Origin of the sequence: Thauera sp., assembly GCF_034003485.1 — a bacterium.
Classification (GTDB): domain Bacteria; phylum Pseudomonadota; class Gammaproteobacteria; order Burkholderiales; family Rhodocyclaceae; genus Thauera.
In genome coordinates, this window is record NZ_JAVEYL010000024.1 from 28,270 (window position 1) to 51,671 (window position 23,402).

24 protein-coding genes are annotated in these 23,402 nt (G+C 68.1%); 18 read left to right on the plus strand and 6 right to left on the minus strand.

Annotated features, from left to right (window positions below; genetic code table 11):
• Positions 1 to 60: 60 nt before the first annotated feature.
• The 9 genes from ccmA to ccmI are packed head-to-tail and all read left to right on the plus strand — an operon-like array spanning position 61 to position 7,235.
• A complete protein-coding gene (gene ccmA, locus RBT54_RS13665) occupies positions 61 to 687 on the plus strand; it encodes a cytochrome c biogenesis heme-transporting ATPase CcmA (protein ID WP_320367622.1) in 627 nt (208 codons plus the stop codon).
• Positions 681 to 1,349, plus strand: a complete 669-nt coding sequence (gene ccmB / locus RBT54_RS13670) for a heme exporter protein CcmB (RefSeq protein ID WP_320367623.1) — start codon at positions 681 to 683, stop codon at positions 1,347 to 1,349. Before ccmA ends, ccmB begins: the two co-directional genes overlap by 7 nt.
• Before the next feature lie 56 nt (positions 1,350 to 1,405).
• Positions 1,406 to 2,191, plus strand: coding sequence for a heme ABC transporter permease CcmC (ccmC, locus tag RBT54_RS13675; protein ID WP_320367624.1), 786 nt, complete (start codon positions 1,406 to 1,408; stop codon positions 2,189 to 2,191).
• Positions 2,191 to 2,421: a heme exporter protein CcmD gene (gene ccmD / locus RBT54_RS13680; RefSeq protein ID WP_320367625.1), complete on the plus strand. Its 231-nt coding sequence runs from the start codon at positions 2,191 to 2,193 to the stop codon at positions 2,419 to 2,421. The genes ccmC and ccmD overlap by 1 nt, the downstream gene beginning before the upstream one ends.
• The gene (gene ccmE / locus RBT54_RS13685; protein ID WP_320367626.1) at positions 2,418 to 2,861 is read left to right on the plus strand and encodes a cytochrome c maturation protein CcmE; all 444 of its coding nucleotides are present in this window, start codon (positions 2,418 to 2,420) and stop codon (positions 2,859 to 2,861) included. Before ccmD ends, ccmE begins: the two co-directional genes overlap by 4 nt.
• A 4-nt stretch (positions 2,862 to 2,865) precedes the next feature.
• Entirely contained in the window at positions 2,866 to 4,848 is a 1,983-nt protein-coding gene (locus RBT54_RS13690; RefSeq protein ID WP_320367627.1) for a heme lyase CcmF/NrfE family subunit, read from the plus strand.
• A 20-nt stretch (positions 4,849 to 4,868) separates the two neighbouring features.
• Entirely contained in the window at positions 4,869 to 5,462 is a 594-nt protein-coding gene (locus RBT54_RS13695) for a DsbE family thiol:disulfide interchange protein (RefSeq protein ID WP_320367628.1), read from the plus strand.
• Positions 5,463 to 5,511: 49 nt separating this feature from the next.
• Positions 5,512 to 6,012: a cytochrome c-type biogenesis protein gene (locus RBT54_RS13700; protein WP_413788456.1), complete on the plus strand. Its 501-nt coding sequence runs from the start codon at positions 5,512 to 5,514 to the stop codon at positions 6,010 to 6,012.
• Positions 6,009 to 7,235, plus strand: coding sequence for a c-type cytochrome biogenesis protein CcmI (gene ccmI / locus RBT54_RS13705; RefSeq protein WP_320367629.1), 1,227 nt, complete (start codon positions 6,009 to 6,011; stop codon positions 7,233 to 7,235). Before RBT54_RS13700 ends, ccmI begins: the two co-directional genes overlap by 4 nt.
• A gap of 99 nt (positions 7,236 to 7,334) precedes the next feature.
• Here the strand turns inward: ccmI and alr are convergent, their stop codons facing one another.
• Both alr and RBT54_RS13715 read right to left on the minus strand, forming a co-directional pair.
• Positions 7,335 to 8,396: an alanine racemase gene (gene alr / locus RBT54_RS13710; RefSeq protein ID WP_320367630.1), complete on the minus strand. Its 1,062-nt coding sequence runs from the start codon at positions 8,394 to 8,396 to the stop codon at positions 7,335 to 7,337.
• A gap of 90 nt (positions 8,397 to 8,486) precedes the next feature.
• Positions 8,487 to 9,818, minus strand: a complete 1,332-nt coding sequence (locus RBT54_RS13715; protein WP_320367631.1) for a D-amino acid dehydrogenase — start codon at positions 9,816 to 9,818, stop codon at positions 8,487 to 8,489.
• 133 nt (positions 9,819 to 9,951) lie between these two features.
• Here RBT54_RS13715 and RBT54_RS13720 point away from each other — a divergent pair, with 133 nt between their 5' ends.
• Positions 9,952 to 10,419, plus strand: a complete 468-nt coding sequence (locus RBT54_RS13720) for a winged helix-turn-helix transcriptional regulator (RefSeq protein WP_320367632.1) — start codon at positions 9,952 to 9,954, stop codon at positions 10,417 to 10,419.
• Here the strand turns inward: RBT54_RS13720 and RBT54_RS13725 are convergent.
• From RBT54_RS13725 to lysM, 3 genes are all read right to left on the minus strand, one after another.
• Positions 10,385 to 11,818 (minus strand): TIGR03862 family flavoprotein, encoded by a 1,434-nt coding sequence (locus RBT54_RS13725; protein WP_320367633.1) that lies wholly within the window; start codon positions 11,816 to 11,818, stop codon positions 10,385 to 10,387. The genes RBT54_RS13720 and RBT54_RS13725 overlap by 35 nt on opposite strands.
• Positions 11,819 to 11,860: 42 nt before the next feature.
• Positions 11,861 to 12,283, minus strand: coding sequence for a thioesterase family protein (locus tag RBT54_RS13730; protein WP_320367634.1), 423 nt, complete (start codon positions 12,281 to 12,283; stop codon positions 11,861 to 11,863).
• 105 nt (positions 12,284 to 12,388) lie between these two features.
• Complete coding sequence (lysM, locus tag RBT54_RS13735) at positions 12,389 to 12,871, minus strand: peptidoglycan-binding protein LysM (protein WP_320367635.1); 483 nt, start codon at positions 12,869 to 12,871, stop codon at positions 12,389 to 12,391.
• Between the two features lie 308 nt (positions 12,872 to 13,179).
• On the opposite strand from lysM, the gene gdhA reads away from it, so the two are divergent.
• The 8 genes from gdhA to RBT54_RS13775 all read left to right on the plus strand — a co-directional run bounded on the left by gdhA (position 13,180) and on the right by RBT54_RS13775 (position 22,267).
• Positions 13,180 to 14,523: an NADP-specific glutamate dehydrogenase gene (gene gdhA / locus RBT54_RS13740; protein WP_320367636.1), complete on the plus strand. Its 1,344-nt coding sequence runs from the start codon at positions 13,180 to 13,182 to the stop codon at positions 14,521 to 14,523.
• A gap of 158 nt (positions 14,524 to 14,681) precedes the next feature.
• The gene (locus RBT54_RS13745; protein WP_320367637.1) at positions 14,682 to 15,323 is read left to right on the plus strand and encodes an MBL fold metallo-hydrolase; all 642 of its coding nucleotides are present in this window, start codon (positions 14,682 to 14,684) and stop codon (positions 15,321 to 15,323) included.
• Positions 15,324 to 15,447: 124 nt separating this feature from the next.
• Entirely contained in the window at positions 15,448 to 17,616 is a 2,169-nt protein-coding gene (locus tag RBT54_RS13750; protein ID WP_320367638.1) for a hypothetical protein, read from the plus strand.
• A gap of 214 nt (positions 17,617 to 17,830) precedes the next feature.
• The gene (locus RBT54_RS13755) at positions 17,831 to 18,706 is read left to right on the plus strand and encodes a branched-chain amino acid ABC transporter permease (RefSeq protein WP_320367639.1); all 876 of its coding nucleotides are present in this window, start codon (positions 17,831 to 17,833) and stop codon (positions 18,704 to 18,706) included.
• Positions 18,703 to 19,713, plus strand: a complete 1,011-nt coding sequence (locus RBT54_RS13760) for a branched-chain amino acid ABC transporter permease (RefSeq protein ID WP_320367640.1) — start codon at positions 18,703 to 18,705, stop codon at positions 19,711 to 19,713. Before RBT54_RS13755 ends, RBT54_RS13760 begins: the two co-directional genes overlap by 4 nt.
• A gap of 141 nt (positions 19,714 to 19,854) precedes the next feature.
• Positions 19,855 to 20,961, plus strand: a complete 1,107-nt coding sequence (locus RBT54_RS13765) for an ABC transporter substrate-binding protein (RefSeq protein WP_413788457.1) — start codon at positions 19,855 to 19,857, stop codon at positions 20,959 to 20,961.
• The gene (locus RBT54_RS13770) at positions 20,958 to 21,605 is read left to right on the plus strand and encodes a flavin prenyltransferase UbiX (protein ID WP_320367641.1); all 648 of its coding nucleotides are present in this window, start codon (positions 20,958 to 20,960) and stop codon (positions 21,603 to 21,605) included. Before RBT54_RS13765 ends, RBT54_RS13770 begins: the two co-directional genes overlap by 4 nt.
• A gap of 59 nt (positions 21,606 to 21,664) precedes the next feature.
• Positions 21,665 to 22,267: an LON peptidase substrate-binding domain-containing protein gene (locus tag RBT54_RS13775; RefSeq protein WP_320367642.1), complete on the plus strand. Its 603-nt coding sequence runs from the start codon at positions 21,665 to 21,667 to the stop codon at positions 22,265 to 22,267.
• Positions 22,268 to 22,292: 25 nt separating this feature from the next.
• On the opposite strand, the gene mutY is transcribed toward RBT54_RS13775, so the two are convergent.
• Complete coding sequence (mutY, locus tag RBT54_RS13780) at positions 22,293 to 23,381, minus strand: A/G-specific adenine glycosylase (RefSeq protein ID WP_320367643.1); 1,089 nt, start codon at positions 23,379 to 23,381, stop codon at positions 22,293 to 22,295.
• Positions 23,382 to 23,402 lie beyond the last annotated feature (21 nt).

Genomic DNA, 23,402 nt, shown 5'->3' on the forward strand with positions numbered 1-23,402 from the left:
GGTTTTTACTGTCGCGTCGGGATGGCGCTCCCTGCCGTGGCTGTGGTTCAATCCGTCCCCATGCTCGAAGTCCAAGAACTCGCCTGCCTGAAGGGCGATCGCCTGCTTTTCCGCGACCTCGCTTTCCGCCTGCAGGCGGGGGGGCTTTTGCGCGTTGCCGGTCCCAATGGTGTCGGCAAGACCAGTCTGCTGCGTCTGGTGACCGGCCTCGCCTTGCCCGAAGACGGTGAAGTGCGCTGGCGAGGACACTCGATCCGGCGCGAGCGCGAGGCCTTCCACGGCGAACTGCTCTACCTTGGGCATGCGCCGGCCCTGAACGACCTGCTCACCCCGCTCGAGAACCTGCGCTTTGCGTGTTCGGCCGCCGGCGACGATATCGACGAGCAGTGCTGCGTCGACGCGCTGGCGCGCATCGGGCTGGCCAACCAGCTCGACCTGCCGGCGCGCGTGCTGTCACAGGGGCAACGTCGCCGCGTGGGGCTGGCGCGTCTGTTCCTGTCCGCAAACCGCCCGCTATGGGTGTTGGACGAGCCCTTCACCGCGCTCGACGTGCACGCCGTCGCCGATCTTGCCACGACCCTCTCCGCGCACTGCGACGCGGGCGGCATGGTCATGCTCACCACGCACCAGGACGCACCCTTCGCTCGCCCTCCCGAAGTGCTCGACGTGGGAGCCTTCGCGTGCTGAGCGCCTTCTTTGCAGTGCTGCGCCGCGACCTGCTGCTGGCCTGGCGTGGTCGCGCCGACGTCCTCGTCACCCTCGCGTTCTTCATCATCGTGGTCTGCCTGTTCCCCTTCGGCGTCGGGGCGGAGCCCAACCTGCTGCGTGCGATTGCACCCGGCGTGCTATGGGTTGCCGCGTTGCTGGCCTGCCTGCTCTCGCTGCACCGCCTGTTCGCTCAGGACTACGCGGACGGAACTCTCGAGCAGTTGCTGCTGTCAAGGGAGCCGGCAGCGTTGTGGGTGATGGCCAAGGTGCTGGCGTTCTGGATCAGTACCGGTCTGCCGGTCATCGCGATCGCGCCGGCCATGGCCTTGCTGCTTGACCTGGAGCAAGGCGGCCTGACTGTGCTGATACTAAGTTTGGCGCTCGGGACGCCGATCCTCGCGCTGCTGGGCGCGGTAGGCGCGGCACTGACCCTGGGCCTGCGCGGCGGTGGCATGTTGCTCGCACTCCTGGTGTTGCCCCTGTTCGTGCCGGTGCTGATCTTCGGTGCCGGTGCGGTGGAGGCAGAGCTGTCCGGAACGGGAGCCGTCGCCCACCTGCTGTTGTTGGGTGGGGGACTGGCGGGAGCGCTTGCCCTGGCGCCCGTGGCGTGTGCCGCGGCGCTGAGAATTTCGACCGATTGACCCTGCTGCCGCGCCGCTTCCCGGGCGTGGCCGAGCGAGAAACGAACCAACAAAGCATGACGAATCCCGAACGCGGTCGCAGCCTCCTGAGGTTCGCCTCGCCGCAGCATTTTTACCCCCTCGCAGGCCGTCTCGCTCCCTGGTTCGCCGCCATTGCGATCGTCCTCACCGCGATCGGATTGTGGCTCGGCTTCTTCGTTGCGCCCACCGATGCCACCCAGGGGCAGGTCTACCGCGTCATCTTCATCCACGTGCCGGCGGCGTGGATGTCGATGTTCATCTATCTGTTGATGGCGTTCTGGTCCGCTGTCGGGCTGATCATGAACACCCGGCTGTCCTTCGTGATGAGCCAGGCGCTCGCGCCGACGGGAGCGATGTTCTGCTTCGTCGCGTTGTGGACCGGCGCGCTGTGGGGCAAGCCGACCTGGGGTGCCTACTGGGTATGGGATGCGCGCCTGACCTCGCAGTTGCTGCTGCTGTTCCTGTATTTCGGCTTCATCGCGCTCACGCGCGCCATCGAGGATCCGCGCCGCGCCGATCGTGCGGGCGCCATCATCGCGCTGGTCGGTGCGGTGAACGTGCCGATCATCTACTTCTCGGTGCAGTGGTGGAATACGCTGCACCAGGGCGCCTCAGTGAGCCTGACCAAGGCGCCGTCGATGGCGGCTACCATGCTCGCCGGGATGCTGGTGATGGCCTTCGCGGCGTGGGCCTATACGCTGGCGGTGGTGTTCTGGCGCGTACGCCCGATGATTCTCGAGCGCGAGCGTCACACCGATTGGGTTGCCGCGGAGCTCGAGCGCAGCGGACCTGTTTCGCAAGCCGCCGGAGGTCGTGTCTGATGGCGCAGTGGGAGAGCTGGTCCGCGTTCTGGGACATGGGCGGCGCGGCATTTTTCGTGTGGGGCAGCTATGGCCTCACCTTTGCATTGATCGCGCTGGAACTCGTGCTCGTCTTCCAGCGTCGGAGGGACACGGTTCGTCGTCTACTGCGCTGGCGGCGAGCGGTCGGTAAGGATTCGCTCAAGCGCAATGGTGCGGGCCTCGCGTCCGCCATGGAGTCGGAACAATGAAAGCCCGTAGCAAGCGTCTGATGTTGGTCGGTGGCGGGGTGGCCCTGCTGGTTGCCGCCGTGGCCCTGGTGTTGAGTGCCTTCCAGCAGAATCTGGTGTTCTTCCATACGCCGACCGAGGTCGTCGAGGGCAAGGCGCCCATCGGCAAGACTTTCCGCGTCGGCGGCATGGTGGAGGACGGGTCGATCGCACGTGAGGCCGATGGCATCACCGTGCGCTTCGCGATCACTGACACCGCCAAGGTGATCCCGGTGACTTACCGCGGCACGCTGCCTGACCTGTTCAAGGAGGGTAAGGGCGCCGTCGTGCAAGGTCAGCTCGAAGACGGCGTGTTCCGCGCCACCGAGGTCCTCGCCAAACACGACGAAAACTACATGCCGCCCGAGGCCGCACACGCCGTCGAGCAGGCACAGAAAGCCGCCCAGACTGTGAGCCAGTGACGCCATGATCCCCGAACTCGGACATTTCGCCCTCATCCTCGCCCTCGTCCTTTCGCTGGTGCAGGCGGTCGTGCCCCTGGTGGGCGCGCGTCGAAACAGCATGGCGCTGATGGCAGTGGGGCGCCCTGCGGCGCAGGGGCAGTTCTTCTTCATCCTCTTCAGCTATGTGTGCCTGACCTGGGCCTTCATCACCAGCGACTTCTCGGTGCAGCTCGCGGCGTCCAACTCGCATAGCGCGACGCCGATCATGTACAAGATCACCGGCGTGTGGGGTAACCACGAAGGCTCGTTGCTGCTGTGGGCGATGTCGCTGTCGCTGTGGACGGTGGCGGTGACCGTGTTCTCGCGCCACCTGCCCGACGCCTTTCTCGCCCGCGTCCTCGGCGTGCTGGGTTGGGTCAGCGCAGGCTTCATTTCCTTCACCCTGGTCACCTCCAACCCCTTCGAGCGTCTGTTGCCGGGCGTGGCCGAAGGTCGCGACCTCAACCCGCTGCTGCAGGATCCGGGGATGATCATCCACCCGCCGCTGCTGTACATGGGTTATGTCGGCTTCTCGGTCGCCTTCGCCTTCGCCATCGCCGCGCTCATGTCGGGCCGCCTCGATGCAGCCTGGGCGCGCTGGTCACGCCCATGGACCACGGTGGCGTGGGTGTTCCTCACTGCGGGTATCGCGGTGGGTTCGGGCTGGGCCTATTACGAACTCGGCTGGGGAGGCTGGTGGTTCTGGGATCCGGTGGAGAACGCCTCCTTCATGCCCTGGCTGCTCGGCACTGCGCTGATCCATTCCCTGGCCGTCACCGAAAAGCGCGGCGCCTTCCGCAGCTGGACGGTGCTGCTGGCGATCTCGGCGTTTTCGATGTCGCTGCTCGGCACTTTCCTCGTCCGCTCGGGCGTCATCACCAGCGTGCATGCATTCGCGACCGACCCCAAGCGCGGCCTTTACATCCTGGCGCTGCTGGTCTTCGTGATCGGCTTCTCGCTCATCCTGTATGCGATGCGCGCGCCCAAGCTGGCGGGCGGTGGCAGTTTCAGTCTGGTATCGCGCGAGACTGCGCTACTGGGTAACAACGTGCTGCTCACGGTAGCCTCGACCTCAGTGTTGCTCGGCACGCTTTACCCGCTGTTCCTCGATGCGCTCAACCTCGGCAAGATCTCGGTCGGCCCGCCGTATTTCGAGGCCGTGTTCGTGCCGCTGATGACGCCGGTGGTGGTGCTGATGATGTTCGGCCCCTTCCTGCGCTGGAAGGACGACGACCTGGTGGCGGCTGCACGCAAGGTGGCGCCGGCTTTCGCCGCCAGTGTGCTGATCGGCCTGGGCTCCGCCTGGGCGGTGGATCACGTCACCTGGCGTACCGTGCTCGGTCTGTCGCTGTCGGCGTGGGTGGCGCTGGCCAGCATCCAGTTGCTGGTGGGCCGCCTCAAAGAGCGTGCCGGCGCCACGGCGGGGTCGCGCCTGCGCTCGATCACGGCATCCTGGTGGGGCATGTGGCTGGCGCACCTCGGGGTCGGCGTGTTCGTCATCGGGGTGACGCTCGTGGGCAGTCTCGATCAGCACCTCGACGTCAAGATGCAGCCGGGCCAGCGCACCGAGATGGCGGGCTACACCTTCACCTTCCGGGGTGCGGTCGAGGCCGACGGTCCGAACTACGATGCCGAGCGCGGCACCATAGACGTCACCCGCGATGGCCGTGCGATCGCCACGCTGACCCCCGAGAAGCGCCTTTATTGGGCGCAGGGCATGCCGATGACCGAGGCCTCGATCGACATCGGGCCCTTCCGCGACGTCTATGTGTCGCTCGGCGAACAACTCGAGAGCGGCGCCTGGATCGTCAGCCTGTACTACAAGCCGTTCATCAGCTGGATCTGGCTGGGGTGCACGCTGATGGGGCTGGGTGGTCTGTGCGCCGCGGCCGATCGTCGCTACCGCCGGCTCGCCGAGCGCGACGCCAAGGTCGGCGCCGGCCAGCAGGTCGCGGGCGCGGCTTGAGTGAAGTCCCAAGGAACCCCATGAAAGCCAAGTTTCTCGTACCCCTGCTGCTGTTTTTTGGTCTTGCCGGCTTCCTCGCCTTTGGCCTCACCCTCAACCCGCGCGAAGTGCCTTCGCCCTTGATCGACAAGCCGGCGCCGGATTTCAGCCTTGCCCGCCTCGATCAGCCGGAGCAGACGTTTTCCCTGAAGGAAATGCAGGGCGAGGTGTGGATGCTCAATGTCTGGGCCTCATGGTGCGTTGCCTGCCGCGAAGAGCATCCGCTGCTGGTGCAGATGGCGAAACGGAAGATCGTCCCCGTCGTTGGACTCAACTACAAGGAGGTGCGCGGCGACGGAGCGATCAACGCGCGCGGCATGGCGCTGGAAGTCGAGACCGGCATGGCGATCGAGCGCGCACGGCGCTGGCTCACCGATCACGGCGACCCGTACGTCTTGTCGGTGCTCGATATCGACGGGCGCGTCGGCATCGATTTCGGCGTATATGGCGTGCCCGAGACCTTCCTCATCGATCGCCAGGGCACGATCCGCTACAAGCACATCGGACCGATCACGCCCGATACGCTGCAGAACGTGCTGATCCCGAAGATCGAGGAGCTGCGCCGTGCGGGTTGATGCTTCGTATGCAGTCTTGCGCAGTGCGGTGCTGGTGAGCGCTGTCGCGCTGAGCGTGGGCCTCGCCGGTCCGGTTCGCGCCGACACCCCGGCTGCGGTTGCAGACCCCGGCCTCGCGACCGCGCTGGCGGCCGACCCGAAGCTCGAGGCCGACGCCATGGAGTTGTCGCACAAGCTGCGCTGCCTCGTCTGCCAGAACCAGTCGATTGCCGAGTCGAACGCCCCGCTCGCCGTGGACCTGCGCGATCAGGTGCGCGAGCAGTTGGCCGCGGGCAAGAGCAAGGAGGACGTGGTCGACTACCTGGTCGAGCGCTATGGGGATTTCGTCCTGTACGAGCCGCCATTCAAGGCCGCCACGGCCCTGCTCTGGCTGGGCCCTGCCGCACTGTTGTTCGGAGGTGCCGCTTGGCTGGCATTCCGCCTGCGTCGCCGCCGCGACGAAGTCGCCGCCCAGAAGACCCTGTCGGCGGCAGACCGTACCCGTGCGCGCGCCCTGCTCGAAAGTGCCCCGGGCGCAGCCCATTCTGAATCTCCGGAGTCCCGTTCGTGACCGCTTTCATCCTGTTTGCCGGCCTGCTGCTGGCCGGCGCGCTGCTATTGATCCTGCCGCCCCTGCTTGGCGTGGGCGCCCGCCGCCGCCGTGAGGCTGCACGGCAGAGCACGATGGCACTCACCGTGCTGCGCGAACACCTTGCCGAACTCGATGCCGAGCTGGCGGCCGGCCAGATCGACGCGGCCAGCCACGCCAAGAGCCGCGAGGAACTCGAACGCCGGGCGCTGGAGGAGGGCGGGGCCGCAGCCGAGGTCGCCGAGGCTGCCGACGTGCGTCCGAGTCGCGGCTGGGCAATCGGTATGGCCCTGACCGTGCCGGCTCTCGCGGTGGCGGCTTACCTGATGATCGGCGAACCGGATGCCCTCGACCCGAAGAACATCGCCGGCCAGCAGGGCTTCACCAAAGAGCAGGTCGAGGAGATGGTCGGCGCGCTCGTCACGCGCCTCGAGCAGGAGCCCGACAACGCGGAGGGCTGGAGCATGCTCGCGCGCACTTACATGGTGCTGCAGGATTATCCCAAGGCCGTGGCGGCCTATGAGCGCATCGACAAGCTGACGCCGAACAACCCGGACGTGCTGTCCGACTGGGCCGATGCGACTGCCGCCATCAGCGGGACCGTCGTCGGCGAGGCCGAGGCGCTGGCGCTGCGCGCGCTCGAGGCCGCACCCACGCATCCGAAGGCGCTCGCCCTTGCCGGTACCGGTGCTTACCAGCGCGACGATTTCGCTGCGGCGGCCGCGCTCTGGGAGCGCATCCTGGGGCAGATTCCGGCAGGTGACGACGTCGCGAAGGGGGTGCGCGCCAGCATCAACGACGCGCGTGCGAAAGCCGGCATGGCTCCGCTCGCCCAGAACGAAGGCACGGCAGCTGCCGTTGCGCCTTCGCCGCTCACCGTATCGGGCCGGCTCGAGGTCGATGCAGCGCTCGGTGCGCAGGTCGCTGCCGAAGACACCGTGTTCGTTTTCGTGCGCGGAGAGGCGGGTGGGCCGCCGCTGGCGGCGCTGCGCTTCAAGGGGAGCGAACTGCCGCTCGACTTCAGCTTCAACGGCGCCACCTTGATGATGGGTGACGCTCCGGTGCCCGAGCGTGTGGTGGTCGCCGCCCGTGTAGCCAAGGGCGGCGACGCCACGGCGCGTGCGGGCGATCTGGAAGGCGCGAGCGCGCCCGTCGCCACCGATGTGACCGGGTTGAAGCTGGTGATCGACCGCGTTCGCAACTGATCGTCGGCGCCAGCGCGTGCGCTGGCGCCGCCCGACCCACCCACAATTCGACCCACGCGGTGACGCTGGCGGCCTTGAAGCCCGGTGCTGGGCAGGCCGTCAGCCGCTATAGCTGAAGCGCACCCGCTTGACGTTGCACAGCAGCTCGTAGGCGATGGTGCCGGCGGCCTGCGCCACGCGGTTCACCGGCACCTGCCGTCCCCACAGTTCGACGCCACTGCCGATGCCCGCGTCGGGCAGACCGGTGAGGTCGACGGTGAGCATGTCCATCGACACCCGGCCGATGATGCGGGTGGGCAGGCCATCCACTGCCACCGGCGTGCCGTCCGCCACCCCGCGCGGATACCCATCGGCGTAGCCCATCGCCACCAGGCCTACGCGCGTGTCGCGCTCGGCGACGAAGCGAGCGCCGTAGCCGAGCGCTTCGCCGGCGGCGATCTCGCGCACCGCCATCACCGCACTCTCGAGCGTCATCACCGGCTGCAGGCCGTGGCCCTCGTCCGGCATCGGGTCGGCGCCATAGAGCAGGATGCCCGGGCGCGCCCAGTCGCGGCGCGCCTGCGGCCAGCCCAGGATTGCCCCTGAGTTGGCCAGGCTGCGTCCGCCGGGCAGGTGGGCGGTGGCGGCGTCGAAGCGGCTCACCTGTGCTTCGGTGGTGATCACCTGTGGCTCGTCGGCGCGGGCGAAGTGCGTCATCAGCGTGATGTCGGCCACCTTGGCGCTTGCGCGCAGGCGTTGCCAGGCAGCGTCGACCGCAGCCGGCAGGAAGCCCGCGCGATTCATGCCGCTGTTGATCTTCAGCCAGACATGGATCGGCGCCGCGAGCGCGGTGCGCTCGATCATCTCGATCTGCGCCTCGTGGTGGACCACAGTCCACAGGCTGCGGCCGGCAACGTCGGCCAGTTCCTTGGCTGCGAACACCCCTTCGAGCAGCAGGATCGGTTGCTGGATGCCCGCGGCACGCAACTCGAGCGCCTCTTCGAGGAAGGCCACCGCAAAGCCGTCCGCCTCGTCGGCCAGAGCCTGCGCACAGCGCACCGCGCCGTGGCCATAAGCGTTGGCCTTGACCACCGCCAGCGCGCACCCACCGTGAAGCTGGCGGGCGAGGCGGTAGTTGTGACGCAGGGCGGCAAGATCGATCAGGGCGCGGGCAGGACGCATGGCGGTTTCGGGAGGGGGCGACGACGAGTCGGAATGGTGCGGCGAAACCCGCGCCGCTGCAATGCGCTCGCGCTGCGGGAGCGGGTGCTCTCAGGCGGTGCCGAGCGGGCGCTGGCGGGCGTTCGGCAGCGCGGCCATGCTGCGTACGCTGGCGTAGCGCGCCAGGCCAAGGTCGTCGTGGCGGATTGCGGGCTGGTGCCCGGTGACCAGGTCGGCGACGAGCTGGCCGGCCCCGCACGACATCGTCCAGCCCAGGGTGCCGTGGCCGGTGTTGAGAAAGAGCTCGGGGTAGGCGGTGGCGCCGATGATCGGGGTCGAGTCGGGGGTCATCGGGCGCAGGCCGGTCCAGAACTCGGCGCGCTCGACGTCGACGCTGCCGGGGAAGAGGTCATTGACCACCATCTCCAGGGTCTCGCGCCGGCGCGGGTTGAGGGCGAGATCGAAGCCGGCGAGCTCGGCCATGCCGCCGACGCGGATGCGATTGTCGAAGCGCGTCACCGCCACCTTGTAGGTTTCGTCGAGCACGGTGGACACCGGGGCCGCGTCGGCATCGACCAGCGGCACGGTGAGCGAGTAGCCCTTGACCGGGTAGACCGGCAGGTCGAGCCCGAGGCTGGCGGCCATCTGGCGCGAGTAGCTGCCGAAGGCGAGCACGTAGCGCTCGGCGCTCAGCACCTCGTCGGCGGCGCCGGGCGTGGCACCGGCGATGCGCACGCCGGTGACGTGGCCGTTGCGGCGCTGCAGCTCGCGCACCTGGACGCCGAAGCGGAAGGTCACGCCGGCGGCGCGCGCGCGCTCGACCAGGCGGCTGGTGAACAACTGGCAATCACCGGTCTCGTCGTTCGGCAGGCGCAGGCCGCCGGCGAGCGTACCGGGGCGGCGGGCGAGGGCGGGCTCGGCGCGCGCCACCTCGTCGCCGCTCAACAGCTCGAAGGGCACGCCGCATTCTTCAAGCACCGCGATGTCGCGCGCGGCGGCGTCGAGCTGGGCCTGGGTGCGGAACAGTTGCAAGGTGCCGCGGCTGCGCTCCTCGTAGCCGATGCCGATCTCGGCACGCAGCGTGCGCAGGCAGTCGCGGCTGTACTCGGAGACGCGCATCATGCGTTCCTTGTTCACCGTGTAGCGCGCGCTCGAGCAGTTGGCCAGCATCTGCGCCATCCAGCGCAACTGGAACAGGCTGCCGTCTGCGCGGATCGCCAGCGGCGCGTGGCGCTGGAACAGCCACTTGAGCGCCTTGAGCGGGATGCCCGGTGCGGCCCACGGCGTCGAATACCCGGGCGACACCTGGCCGGCGTTGGCAAAGCTGGTCTCCAGCGCGGCGTCGGGCTGGCGGTCGATCACGGTGACCTGGGCACCGCGCCGGGCCAGATACCAGGCCGTGGTGGTGCCGATCACGCCGCTGCCGAGTACGATTACGTGCATCTGAGGTCTCCGGGCAAAACGTTATGGAATGCCGGAAGTCTATTGATCATATGGAAGAGAAATTCACTTAGATAACGTAGCTGCGAAGTGAAAAGCGCTATTGTTGCAATCGTCCAGCCCCTGACTCAGTGAAATGCGCGAACTCGACCGTACCGACCTGAAAATCCTCGACTTCCTGCAGAAGGATGGACGCCTCTCGATGACCGAACTCGCCCAGCGCATCGGGCTGTCGGCAACGCCGTGCACCGAGCGCGTGCGCCGTCTCGAGCGTGAGGGGGTGATCACCGGCTACCACGCCCGGGTGAGTCCGCGCGCTCTCGGGCGACCGCTGCTGGTCTTCGTCGAGCTCAAGCTGGCGGCCAAGTCGAACGACACCTTCGAGCGCGTCAAGCACGAGCTCGCTTTCGTGCCCGAGGTGATGGAATGCCACCTCGTGTCGGGCGACTTCGATTACCTGATCAAGGCGCGGATTTCGGAGATGAGCGACTACCGGCGGCTGCTCGGCAACATCCTGCTCAAGCTGCCGTCCGCCACCGAGTCGCGCAGCTACGTCGTCATGGAAGAGGTCAAGGAGACGCTGTACCTGCCGCCGCCGGCGTGAGCGCGGCCGCGGCCAGCCAGTGCAGCACGCCACGGCCGGCGGCAGCGCCGCTGGCGAAACAGGCGGTGAGCAGATAGCCGCCGGTGGGCGCCTCCCAGTCGAGCATCTCGCCGGCGACGAAGGCGCCCGGACGGGCGCGCAGCATCAGGTGCGCGTCGAGCGCGTCGAAGCGTACGCCACCCGCGCTGCTGATCGCCTCGTCGAGCGGTCGGGTGGCGACGAGCGTCAGCGGCAGGGCCTTGATCGCGGCCGCGAGCCGTGCCGGGTCGTCGAAATCGGCCTTCGGCAGGCATTCGCGCAGCAGCCCGGCCTTGACGCCCTTGATTCCGGCCTGGCTCTGCAGGTGGCTCGCCATCGAGCGGCTGCCACGCGCACGCCCGAGCTCCGCCGCGAGGCGCTCCACACTGCGCCCCGGGGCGAGGTCGAGGTGCAGGGTGGCGGTCCCTTGCGCCATCAGCCTGTCGCGCAGCGGAGCCGACAGGGCATAGATCAGCCCGCCCTCGATACCGGTGGCCGAGATCAGGCACTCTCCAGCGCGCTCGAGCGCCGTGCCATCGACCGCGGTGAAATGAGCCACGACCGATTTCAGGGGTTGGCCGCGGAAGCGTTCGGTGAAGTGCGCGCTCCAGCCCGGAGCGAGCTCGCCCTGTTCGGGAGCGGCCGTGGCGCGGGCGACATCGAAGCCGCAATTTGCCGGCAGCAGATCGGCGACCTCGACCCCCGCCGCACGCAACAGCGGCACCCAGGCACCATCCGAACCCAGCTTCGCCCAACTACCGCCGCCGAGAGCGAGTACCACCGCATCCGCGTCCACGACGCGCTCGACTTCGAGCGTGTCGAACAGCAGGCGCTGGCTGCCAGTGCGAGCCATGGCGCAGGGGTGAGCGTCGCCATTCGCCAGCCCGGCTGCGCTCATGGCTTCTGTTTCGAGCGCGGGCGCCCAGCCGCGCCAGCGGTGGCGCACGGCAAAATGCACGCCGGCCGCACGCAAGCGCGCCAGCCACGCGCGCAGCAGCGGCGCGGCCTTCATCTCGGTCGGAAACACCCGGCCCGAGCTGCCGACGAAGGTCTCGATGCCGAGCGCGTGCGCCCACTCACGCAAGGCCTCGGGTCCGAAGGCTTCGATCATCGGCGCGAGCTGCGTGCGGCGGGCGCCGTAGCGGCCGAGGAACGCCTCGTGCGCTTCGCCGTGGGTCAGGTTGAGGCCGCCGCGTCCGGCGAGCAGGAACTTGCGCCCGACCGAGGGCATGGCGTCGAACACCGTGACCTGCAGCCCGGCCTTGGCGAGCACCTCCGCGGCCATCAGGCCGGCAGGGCCGCCGCCGATCACGCCCACGTGGGCCAGGCGAGCGGGTGCGCTTTGGGGGCGGGCGTTGGCGGGCTGTTGAGTGCGGGTCATGAGCGTGCCGAGTGCATCGTCGGGGCGGGCGCCGCCCCCAGGCTAGGCGAAGCGCGCGCGAAAGCCCGTGGGTACCGGCGCCTTCGTGCGTGTCCGGTAGTCGAAGAACACGATGCCGGTCTTGCCACGTGCGACCTCGCGGCCGCTTTCTGCCTCGGCCATGCGCCACACGAGGTCGCAGCCGAACTCGCTGAAGTCGGTGGCGGCCATCTCGACCTGCATCTTTTCGCCGTGGAAGGCTTCGGAACGGTACTGCAGCGCGGCGTCGGCGACGATGATGCCCACGCCCTCGATGTCGAGTTCGGTGTAGCCCAGCGACTTCAGGAAACGCAGGCGAGCCTCGGACACCACGCCGAGCAACTGTGCGTTGTCGAGGTGGTTGCCGTAGTTGATGTGGGAGATCAGCAGCGGGATGGCGGTGCTGAAGGCGAAACGGTCTGGCAGGTCGATCCTGATGCGGGCCATGGGCGGTGCGGCGTCGAGCGCGGGCTCAAAAAAGGAAAGGCCCGAGCGTAATCGCCCGGGCCTGGAAGGGGCAAGCGGCGCTGTGGGGCACCACCTGCCGTCTCATCAGCCTTGCGGCGGAATGCGCAGCATCTGACCCGGGTAGATCTTGTCCGGGTGGCTGAGCATCGGCTTGTTGGCCTCGAAGATCGCCGGGTACTTGTTGGCGTCGCCGTAGAACTTCTTCGCGATCGCCGACAGGGTGTCGCCGCGCACCACGGTGTGGAACTGCGCTTCCGGTTCGGCACGTGCAACCGACAGCTTGTTCTCCACTTCCGCGACCCCGGCGACGTTGCCGGCGGCGAGCAGGATCTTCTCGCGCGTGGCCTGGTCCGGCGCAGTGCCGGAGACCGTGACCAGCGAGCGGGCGCCGTCGAAGCTGATGCCGAGGTCGGGCGGGGCGAGCTTGAGCGCGACGATGTAGTTGTGGATGGCTTCTGCGGCCTTGGCGTTGCCGGCCGCCGGGTCGGCATCAGTTGCCGCGGCCTTGGCTTCGCCGGTGCCGAACAACTTTTCGCCTGCTTCCTTGATGAATGCGAACAGACCCATGTAAACCTCCTGTCGGTTGAAAAATGCAATCCCTAGGATAAACGCTTAAGTGCAGGGGGTCCACGCGCGGGGACTTGAGCCCGCTCGGCAGGTGTGATGGTGCATGCCGTTGTTTCTCGCACTGAAACAGTGCGGTGCTCAGTGCATTTTCATAAAGAACGCATTTTTGGTGATGATCATGCACCGAAAGCGGGATTCTGATGCACAATGCGAGGGATTTCGCGATGGCCTCGGGTAAACCCTGAGTCTGTCGCGTGCGCGTGTCCGCTCGTTTCATTCTTCTTCAATCAACCCATGGGTCCAACATCATGAAATACCAGTCCCTCGAGGAGTTCCTGGCCTACGTTGAACAACGCAATCCCGGCCAGCCCGAGTTCTTGCAGGCCGTCAGCGAGGTCATGGAGAGCCTGTGGCCCTTCATTTCGGCCAACAAGCGCTACGCCGAGCATTCGCTCCTCGACCGACTGATCGAACCCGAGCGCGTGATCATGTTCCGCGTGTCGTGGGTGGACGACAAAGGTGATGTCCAGGTCAACCGCGGCTACCGTATCCAGCACAGCTCGGCCATCGGCCCCTACAAGGGCGGCCTGCGCTTCCATCCCTCGGTGAACCTGTCGATCCTCAAGTTCCTGGCTTTCGAGCAGACCTTCAAGAACGCGCTGACCACGCTGCCCATGGGTGGCGGCAAGGGTGGTTCCGACTTCGACCCGAAGGGCCGCAGCCCGGGCGAGATCATGCGTTTCTGCCAGGCTTTCATCAGCGAGCTGTTTCGCCACGTCGGCCCCGACACCGACGTGCCCGCGGGTGACATCGGCGTGGGCGGTCGCGAGGTCGGCTTCATGGCCGGCATGATGAAGAAGCTGTCGAACAACGCCGCATGCGTGTTTACCGGCAAGGGCCTGTCCTTCGGTGGCTCGCTGATCCGTCCCGAGTCGACCGGCTACGGCACCGTCTATTTCGCCAATGCGATGCTCGAGCACGCCGGCCGCGACTTCAAGGGCCTGCGCGTCTCGGTATCGGGCTCGGGCAACGTCGCCCAGTACGCGATCGAGAAGCTGATGCAGCTCGGCGCCAAGCCGATCACCTGCTCGGATTCGAGCGGCACGGTGATCGACGAGGCCGGGTTCACGCCCGAGAAGCTCGCTCTCCTCATGGAGATCAAGAACCACTACTACGGCCGCGTCTCCGAGTACGCCGAGCGCGTTGGTGCCCGCTTCGAGCCGAACGTGCGTCCGTGGCACGTGCCGGTGGACGTCGCCCTGCCGTGCGCGACGCAGAACGAACTCGACGCCAACGACGCTGCCACCCTGGTCAAGAACGGCGTGATCGCCGTGGCCGAGGGCGCGAACATGCCGAGCACGATCGAAGCCGTGAAGATCTTCGAGCACAACGGCGTGCTGTACGCGCCGGGCAAGGCTTCGAACGCCGGCGGTGTCGCCACTTCCGGGCTGGAGATGAGCCAGAACGCGATGCGCATGTCGTGGACCCGCGACGAGGTCGATGCCCGCCTGAAGGAGATCATGCTCGGCATCCATGCTGCCTGCCTGAAGTACGGCGAGCGCGAAGACGGCACGGTGAGCTACGCCGACGGCGCCAACGTTGCCGGCTTCGTCAAGGTGGCCGAAGCCATGCTGGCCCAGGGCGTGATCTGATCGGCAGTCGTCAGTAACAGCGGAAGCGGGCTTGCCCGCGAATCAGCGCTCGATCAGAGGCTGCTTCGCGGGCAAGCCCGCTTCCGCGTTCACGCGCCGGACGTATCCGCTCATCGGCTAAACTCCGGGCCAAAATCACATCTTCAGGAGCGCTTGCGATGTTCCAGGCCACCATCGTCCCGGTCACCCCCGTCCAGCAGAACTGCAGCATCCTGTGGTGCGAGCGCACCCGGAAGGCGGCGGTGGTCGACCCCGGCGGCGACATCGACCGCATCCTTGCCGCGGTGGCGAAGCTGGGTGTGACGGTGGAGAAGATCCTCATCACTCACGGCCACATCGACCATGCCGGCGGCACGGCGAAGCTGGCGCGCACGCTCGGCGTCCCGGTCGAGGGGCCGCAGGAGGAAGACCGCTTCTGGATCGAGGGCATGCCGCAACAGAGCAAGATGTTCGGCTTTCCCGACGTCGAGTCCTTCGAGCCCGACCGCTGGCTGAATGACGGCGACACGGTCACCGTCGGCGACCAGACGCTGAACGTCATTCATGCACCCGGCCACACCCCTGGCCATGTCGTCTTCGTCCATGAGGGCGCTCGCCTGGCCGTCGTCGGCGACGTACTCTTTGCCGGCTCGATCGGGCGCACCGACTTCCCGCGCGGCGATCATCAGACCCTGATCCGCTCGATCCGCGAAAAGCTGTTTCCGCTCGGTGACGACATCACCTTCATCCCTGGCCACGGCCCCACTTCGACCTTCGGCGAGGAGCGCGACAGCAATCCCTTCGTCGGCGCCTACGGCTGAGGGACTGCCCGGTACCGGCAAGGCGGGTAGCCGGCGCATTGTTCCCGGTGTGATTCCGGCGCAATATTCCGGGGGTTGAGGCGATGCCCGCGCGATCGGGACCTTTCCAGTCAGGGAGCATGCAATGAGCAACGACGAAATGAGCAAGACGGGCTATCAGTGGCGGTTCTTCCGCTCGGGTGGCTTCGATCAGGTACGCATCGAGACTGCGGACGACCTCCGCCATCTCGGCGAACTGGACCAGAAACTGTGGTCCGTGCTTGCCTGCCCGACCTCGGGGCTGGAGTTCGACACCCGCACGCTTCAGGTGCTCGACAGCGACGGTGACGGGCGCATTCGCGTGCCCGAGATCGTCGCCGCCACCCAGTGGGTATGCGCCGTGCTCAAGGATCCCGACGTCCTGTTCCGCGGGGTCGACAGCCTGCCGCTTGCCGCCATCGATGCCGAACATCCGGAAGGCGCCAAGCTGCTGGCGACCGCGAAGAAGGTGCTCGACTACATCGGCAAGCCGGAGGCGGATGCGGTCGGTGTTGCCGATCTCGCCGACACCACCCTGCTGTTCGCGCCCGAGCACTTCAACGGTGACGGCATCGTGCCCGCCGAGCTCACCACCGACGCCGATCTCGCCAAGGCGATCGGGCTGATCATCGACGGCTTCGGCGCTGCAGACGATCGCAGCGGCAAGCCGGGTGTGGATCAGGATCGCGTGACCGCCTTCTTTGCCTCCGCGCAGGCCGTGTCGGACTGGTATGCACAGGCCGAGGCCGACGCGGCTACCGTCTTGCCGCTGGGCGAGGGCACCGCCGCTGCGGCCGCCGTGTTCGACGCCGTGCGTGACAAGGTCGAAGACTACTTCACCCGCTGCCGCCTGGCCGCCTTCGACGAGCGCGCTGCAACTGCGCTCAACCCTGCCGACACCACCTACGCCAGCCTGGCCGTGCAGGCGCTCGGCACCGGTGCCGAAGACGTTGCTGCACTGCCGCTCGCATTGGTGGGTCCGGGTCGGGGCTTGCCGCTGAATGCAGCGCTCAACCCGGCCTGGGACGCCCGCATCGCGGCGCTGCGCGACGGGGTGATCAAGCCCATCCTGGGCGAGCGGGACGAGTTGTCGTACGCCGAGTGGCAGGATCTCGCCTCACGCTTTGCCGCCTATGGTGCATGGGTCGGCACGCGACCCGCCAATCCACTCGCCGCGATGGACATCGCCGAACTACGCGCGCTGCTGTCCGGCGCTACCCGCGCCGGACTCGAAGCCCTGATCCAGCAGGATCTGACCGCCGAAACCGCGGCTGCGCAGGTCGACGCACTCGAGCGCCTTGCGCGCTACAACCGCGACCTCGTCAAGCTCCTGCGCAACTTCGTCACCCTCAGCGACTTCTACGCCCGCCAAGAAAAGGCCATCTTCCAGGCCGGCACGCTGTATCTGGATCAGCGCAGCTGCGAGCTCTCCCTGCGCGTGGCCGACATGGGTCGCCATGCCGCGCTCGCCCCGCTGTCGGGTGCCTATCTGGTGTATTGCGACTGCGTGCGCCAGGGCGAGGCGCCGATGACGATCGTCGCCGCGATGACCGGTGGCGATGCCGACGAGATGATGGTGCCGGGCCGCAACGGTGTGTTCTACGATCGCCAGGGCCGCGACTGGAATGCGAGCGTTGCCAAGGTGGTGGAGGCCCCGATCAGCGTGCGCCAGGCGTTCTGGTCGCCTTACAAGCGCATCGGTCGCATGATCAGCGACCAGATCCAGAAGTTTGCCGCCGCACGTGACAAGGCTGTCGACGACAAGGCTGCCGCCGGTGTGGCCGATGCCGGGGCCAAGGTCGAGGCGCCAGCGGCTCCGCCCGCCGCGCCGGCCGCAGCCTTCGATATCGCCAAGTTCGCCGGTATCTTCGCCGCCATCGGCCTCGCGCTCGGTGCCCTGGGTACGGCGCTGGCGGCGGTGGTGTCCGGCTTGCTGTCGCTGCCGGCATGGCAGATGCCGCTGGTCATCGTCGGCGTCGTGGTGCTGATCTCCGGGCCTTCGATGCTGCTTGCCTGGCTCAAGCTGCGCCAGCGCAACCTCGGCCCGCTGCTCGACGCCAATGGCTGGGCGGTGAACACCCGCGCACGCATCAACATCCCGTTCGGCGCAGCACTGACCGGAGTGGCCGCGCTGCCGCCGGGGGCGTCGCGTTCACTGTCCGACCCCTACGCGGAGAAGCAGACGCCCTGGGGCACCTGGTTCTTCCTGCTGCTGCTGGTGGTGATCGCCGTCGTGCTGTGGCGGCAGGGCTTCCTCGATCGCTTCCTCGGCTGACAGCCTTGCAGTGACCGCGTTTCGGGCTCATCAGGTCGACTCGTGATCTGATCGAGGGGCCGGTTTGCAGGCAGGATGCCTCCGCTTCCTGCGCTGCGAACCGGCCCTTTTGTACGCCCGGTTCGAGGGCGCGTCGAGCTTGCCGGCATCAAGGGCCCCCAACCACCACCACCAGGGTCGCCGCCGGTGTGTGATCGGCTATCCTTCGGTCCCCATGCTTTCCCTCGTTCAGGTCCTCCTCAGTGGCGTCGCGACCGGCTGTGTCTATGGCCTGGTCGCGCTCTCCTTCGTGCTGATCTACAAGGCGACCGAGACGGTCAGCTTCATGCAGGGCGATCTGCTGATGCTGGGTGCCTTCGCCGCCCTCGGGCTGCACCTGTACGTGGGCCTGCCCCTGCTGCCGGCCGCCATCGTCGCGGTCATCGCCGTCGGCATGCTCGGCGCAGGGCTGGAGCGCGCAGTGCTGCGCCGGGCACTCGGCCAGCCGCACCTGGTTGCCGTGCTCCTGACTTTCGGTCTGGGGATGATGATGCGCGGCGGCGTCGCCTCCGTGCCGGCGGCGGCGCAGGAGGTGCACCGGCTGCCCTTTGCCGCCGACACTCTCGCCATCGGGCCGCTGGTGCTGGCCGCCAGCCACCTGTGGGTGACGCTGGCGACCGTGGTGCTTGCGGGGCTGCTGGCGGCATTCTTCAGATACACCCGCACCGGCCTGGCCCTGCGCGCCTGTTCCGAGGACGCGCGTGTCGCTGCGCTGATGGGCGTGCCGGTGGCGCGCATGCACACCCTCTCCTGGGCGCTCGGCGCAGCGCTGGCCGCCTGCGCCGGGCTGCTGCTGGCGCCGGTGACCTTCGTGCATCTGAACATGGGGTTCATCGCGCTGAAGGCCTTCCCGGCCGCAGTGCTGGGCGGGCTCACCAGCCTGCCGGGCGCGCTCGTGGCCGGCGTGTTTCTCGGTGTGGTGGAGGCGCTCGCCGGGCTGGCGCTGCCCGAAGGCGTCAAGGATGTCGTGCCCTATGCGCTGCTGATGGGCGCGCTGCTGCTCTTTCCGCAGGGCCTCGGTGCGCGCCGCGCAGGCCGGAACGGGACATGAGTCAGCCGATTCGCGCGGGCGCGCCCACTGGCGCGCGGGTGGCGTACACGCTGCGCAGCCTGCTGCCGTGGGTGCTGATCCTGGCGCTGGCGGTGGCCATGCTCGGCGCCGACTACGCGCTCGGCAAGGCCACCCTGGTGGCGACCTACGCGATCGCCGGTCTCGGCGTGGTCATCGTGGTTGGCCAGGCGGGGCAGATTGCGCTCGGCCAGGCCGCGCTGGTGGCGCTCGGTGCCTATGCCCAGGCCGTGCTCGTGCGCCATGGTGTTCCGGCTGTGCTGGCGCTGCTGGCGGGCGTTGCCGCGGGCGCGCTCGGCGGCGCGCTGGCGAGTCTGCCGGCGCGCCGGCTGGGAGGGCTGTATTTCGGCATGAGCACGCTCGCCTTTGCGCTGATCGTCGAGGAGGCGCTGGTGCGTGCGGAGCCGTTGACGCACGGTTCGGCGGGGATGACGGTGGCGGCGTTCTCCATTCTCGGCTGGCGTGCCGACACGACCCTCGCGCAGGCGGCGGTGAGCCTGGTCGCGTTCGCCATCGCCGTGTTCGGCTGCAACCGCCTGCTGCGCTCGCGCCACGGCCGCGCCTGGCGCGCGGTGCGCGACGACGAGGTGGCGGCCGCGGCCTGCGGCATCGCCCCGGCTGCGGTGAAAATGCAGGCCTTCGTCGTCGGCGGCGCGCTGTCCGGGCTGACGGGCGCGCTTTACGCGCACTGGATCGGCTTCATCAGCCCGGAGCAGTTCGGGCTGGTGTTCTCCTTCGAGTTGCTGATGCTCGCCTTCATCGGCGGCGCGCGGCGGCTCGCAGGCGCGGCGTGGGGGGCACTGGTGATCGTCGTCATCCCGCAGGCGATTGCGATCCTGCGCGACCTGCTTCCCGGCGACTGGGCGCGTGCGGCCGGGCTCGAGCTGGTGCTGTTCGGCGCGGTGATCGTGGCCGTGGTGGTGCTGCGGCCGTCCGGCCTTGCCGGCGGCGGCGCGCGCGACGGTGCGTCCGGGCAGAACGGAGCTTGATTCCTGCGCGTCAGCGACCGATAGTTACGGCCTCGCCGCTGCCGGACCGCCGGCTGCCATTTTGAACTGGACACTGCCGTGCATATTCCGAGCGTTATCCGCTTCGTCCGTGGTCTCGTCCTCGCCGTCACCGCTGCCGCGCTGCCGGCCGCGGCGGCAGACATCGTCGGCGACGAGATCGTCGTCGGCACCGTTTCCGATCTGTCCGGCCCGATCGCGCTCCTCGGCGTGCCGGTGCGCGACGGCATGCTGATGCGCTTCGACGAGGCCAATGCGGCCGGCGGCGTGCATGGGCGCCGGATCCGCCTGGTCGTGGAAGATGCGGGCTACGACCCCAAGCGCGCGGTGCTCGCGGCGCGCAAGCTGGTGCAGCGCGACCAGGCCTTCGCCTTCATCGCCAACATGGGCACACCGGTGGTGATGGCAACGATGCCGATCGTGCTCGATGCCGGACGCCTGCATCTGTTCCCGTTTTCCCCGCACAGCGCGACCTACGAGCCGCTGCATCCGCTCAAGTTCCAGAACTTCGCGCCCTACCAGGACTACATGGAGGCGGCCACGCGCCACATGGTGCGCGAGCGCGGTTACGAGCGTACCTGCCTGCTGTACCAGGACGACGACTACGGCCTGGAGGTGATGAAGGGGGTGGAGAAGGCCCTGTCCGGTCTCGATCGCGAGCTGATCGAACGCACCAGCTACAAGCGCGGCGCCACCGACCTGTCGAGCCAGATCGCCCGCCTGCGCGCGGCGCGCTGCGACTTCGTGGTGCTCGCCACCGTGGTGCGCGAGACGGTGGCGGCGATGGCCGAGGCGCGCAAGATCGGCTGGGAGCTCGACATGCTGGTCACCGCGTCGGGCTACTCGGCGCAGACGCACGAGCTGGGCGGGGCGGCGGTGGAGGGGCTTTATGGCGTGTCGGTGCTGCCGCATCCCTATGCCGAGGGCGCGAATGGCCAGCTCGCGGCGTGGATCGAGCGCTATCGCGCGCGCTTCAACGCCGAACCCAACGTGTGGAGCGTGATGGGCTATACCCTGGCCGACCTGTTCGTGCGCACCGCTGAAGCCACCGGTCCCGAGCTCACGGTCGACGCCTTCGCGCGCACGCTCGAGGGCATGGAATTCAGTCGCGACTACTTCGGCAGCCCGAACTACCGCTTCACACCCGAGGATCACCTCGGCAATCGCCACGGCCGTCTCGCCCAGATCCGCAATGGACGGTGGGAATTGATCACCGACTACCTGCAATGAACCCGCCGCGCACGATCACCGTCGCCTTCACCGGCGCCTCCGGCCTGCCGTATGGTGTGCGCTTGGTGGAGTGCCTGCTGCAGGCGGGCTGCCGGGTATGGCTGCTGTATTCGCAGGTCGCGCAGATCGTCGCTCGCCAGGAGATGGACTGGAGCCTGCCGGCGCGCCCGGCCGAGGTCGAGGCCGAGTTGACTGCACGCTTCGACGCCTCGCCGGGGCAACTGAGGGTGTTCGGTCGCGAGGAATGGTTTGCGCCACCGGCCTCCGGCTCCAATCCGCCCGACGCGATGGTGGTGTGTCCGTGCACGGTGGCCACGCTGGCCTCGATCGCCGGCGGCCTGAGCCAGAACCTCATCGAGCGCGCTGCCGACGTCGTCATCAAGGAAGGCCGCAAGCTGGTGCTGGTGCCGCGCGAGACACCGTACTCGGCGATCCATCTCGAGAACATGCTCAAGCTCGCCCGCCTCGGGGTGTGCATCCTGCCGCCAAACCCCGGCTTCTACCATCATCCGCAGAGCGTGCAGGATCTGGTCGACTTCGTCGTCGCCCGCATCCTCGATCAGCTTGGCGTGCCGCACACGCTGATGGCGCGCTGGGGCGAAGATCGCGTACAGACGGTCGAGCCGAGCGCCGGCGGCGGATGAGGCGCTCGTCGCTGCGCCCCGCCGTCCCCATCCGAGCCCCCCGAGTCCAGGACCACGCCATGACCACGTCGCCCGAACGCCTGCCGCTGTTTCCCCTCAAGACGGTGCTGTTTCCTGGCGGTGTGCTGCCGCTGCGCGTGTTCGAGCCGCGCTACATGGACATGATCACGCGCTGCATGCGCGAGGACGCCAGCTTCGGCGTCTGCCTGATCGCCGCGGGCGAGGAGGTGGGCGAGACGGCGGTCCCGCATCCGGTAGGTACCGAGGCGCGCATCGAGCAGTGGGACATGGCGCAGGCCGGCGTGCTGAACCTCGTTACCCGTGGCCGCCGGCGCTTTCGCATCGAGGACCACGAGGTCGAGCGCGACGGCCTGCTCGTCGCCAGCGTGCGCTGGCTCGACGAGCCGCCGCCCGTTGGCGTCCCCGCGGCGCAGGCCGAGCTGCTGCCGCTGCTCAGGACGATCGTCGCCGAGCTCGGTGAGCGCCTGCCGCCGCCGCACGATTTCGATGAGGCAGCCTGGGTGGGTGGGCGCTACACCGAGTTGCTGCCCATTCCCCTGCTCGCCAAACAGAAACTGCTCGAGCTGGACGACCCCATCAGTCGGCTGGAAATCCTGCAGAAATACCTGCGCGAACACGGCTTGCTGCCGAACGTCGCCTGAGGCCCGGCGCGTCGCCGCGCGCAGTTCAGTCGCCGGCGAACAGGTCCGGTGCCGCCAGGGTGTCGAGGATGCGCCGCACCGGTGTCGGCAGCGCGGCGCCGCCACGGGCGGCCAGGGGTTGCCAGCACAGCGCACCATCGTCGGCAGCGCGATGGTGGAGCGGATCGGCGTGAGCGCGGGGCACTTGCTCCACCTGCAGCAGCACCGGGTGCAGTTCGAGCACGAAGTGGGTGAAGGCGTGGGTCAGGGGGGCCAGGGGCTGCGCTGCGGACACGCTCAATCCGAAGCGCTCGCCCGCCCACTGTGCGGGTTCGGCAAGGTCCTCCGGAATCTCGGGTAGCGCCAGCAGCCCGCCCCAGATTCCGGTCGGTGGGCGGCGTTGGAGCAGCACCGCGCCGTCGCGCAGGATCACCGCGTAACGCGCGCTGCGCCGGGGCACGGTCTTGCGCGGGCGGGGCGTGGGCAACTCGGCGACGCGCCCGTCGCGATGGGCGACGCAGTCGGCGGCGAAGGGGCAGCGGATGCAGGCCGGCCGGGCGCGCGTGCACAGCGTGGCGCCAAGGTCCATCTGCGCCTGGATGTAGCGTCCGACATCCCGCGCAGGAAGCAGCGCCTCGGCCAGTTCCCACAATCGGTTCTCGACCGCCTTTGCACCCGCAAAACCGTCGATGCCGAATAGCCGGCACAGCACGCGCTTGACGTTGCCGTCCAGAATCGCGGCGCGCTCGCCAAAGGCGAAGGCAGCGATCGCGGCGGCGGTCGAGCGCCCGATGCCGGGCAACTCGGCGATTTCGGCGGCCGTGCGTGGAAAGTGGCCGCCGTGCTCGGCTACGATCACCTGCGCCGCACGGTGCAGGTTGCGCGCCCGCGCGTAGTAGCCGAGGCCGCTCCACAGCGCCATCACGTCTTCGACCGGCGCCGCCGCGAGCGCGCCGACATCGGGAAAGCGTTCGAGAAAGCGCACGTAGTAGGGGATCACGGTGTCGACCTGGGTCTGCTGCAGCATGATCTCCGACAGCCAGATCGGGTAGGGATCGGAGCCGCCCTGCCAGGGGAGGTCGTGACGTCCGTGCTCGCGCTGCCAGGCGATCAGGCGGCTGGCGAAGTCGTTCATGTTGCGGTTTTTCCTGTGTTT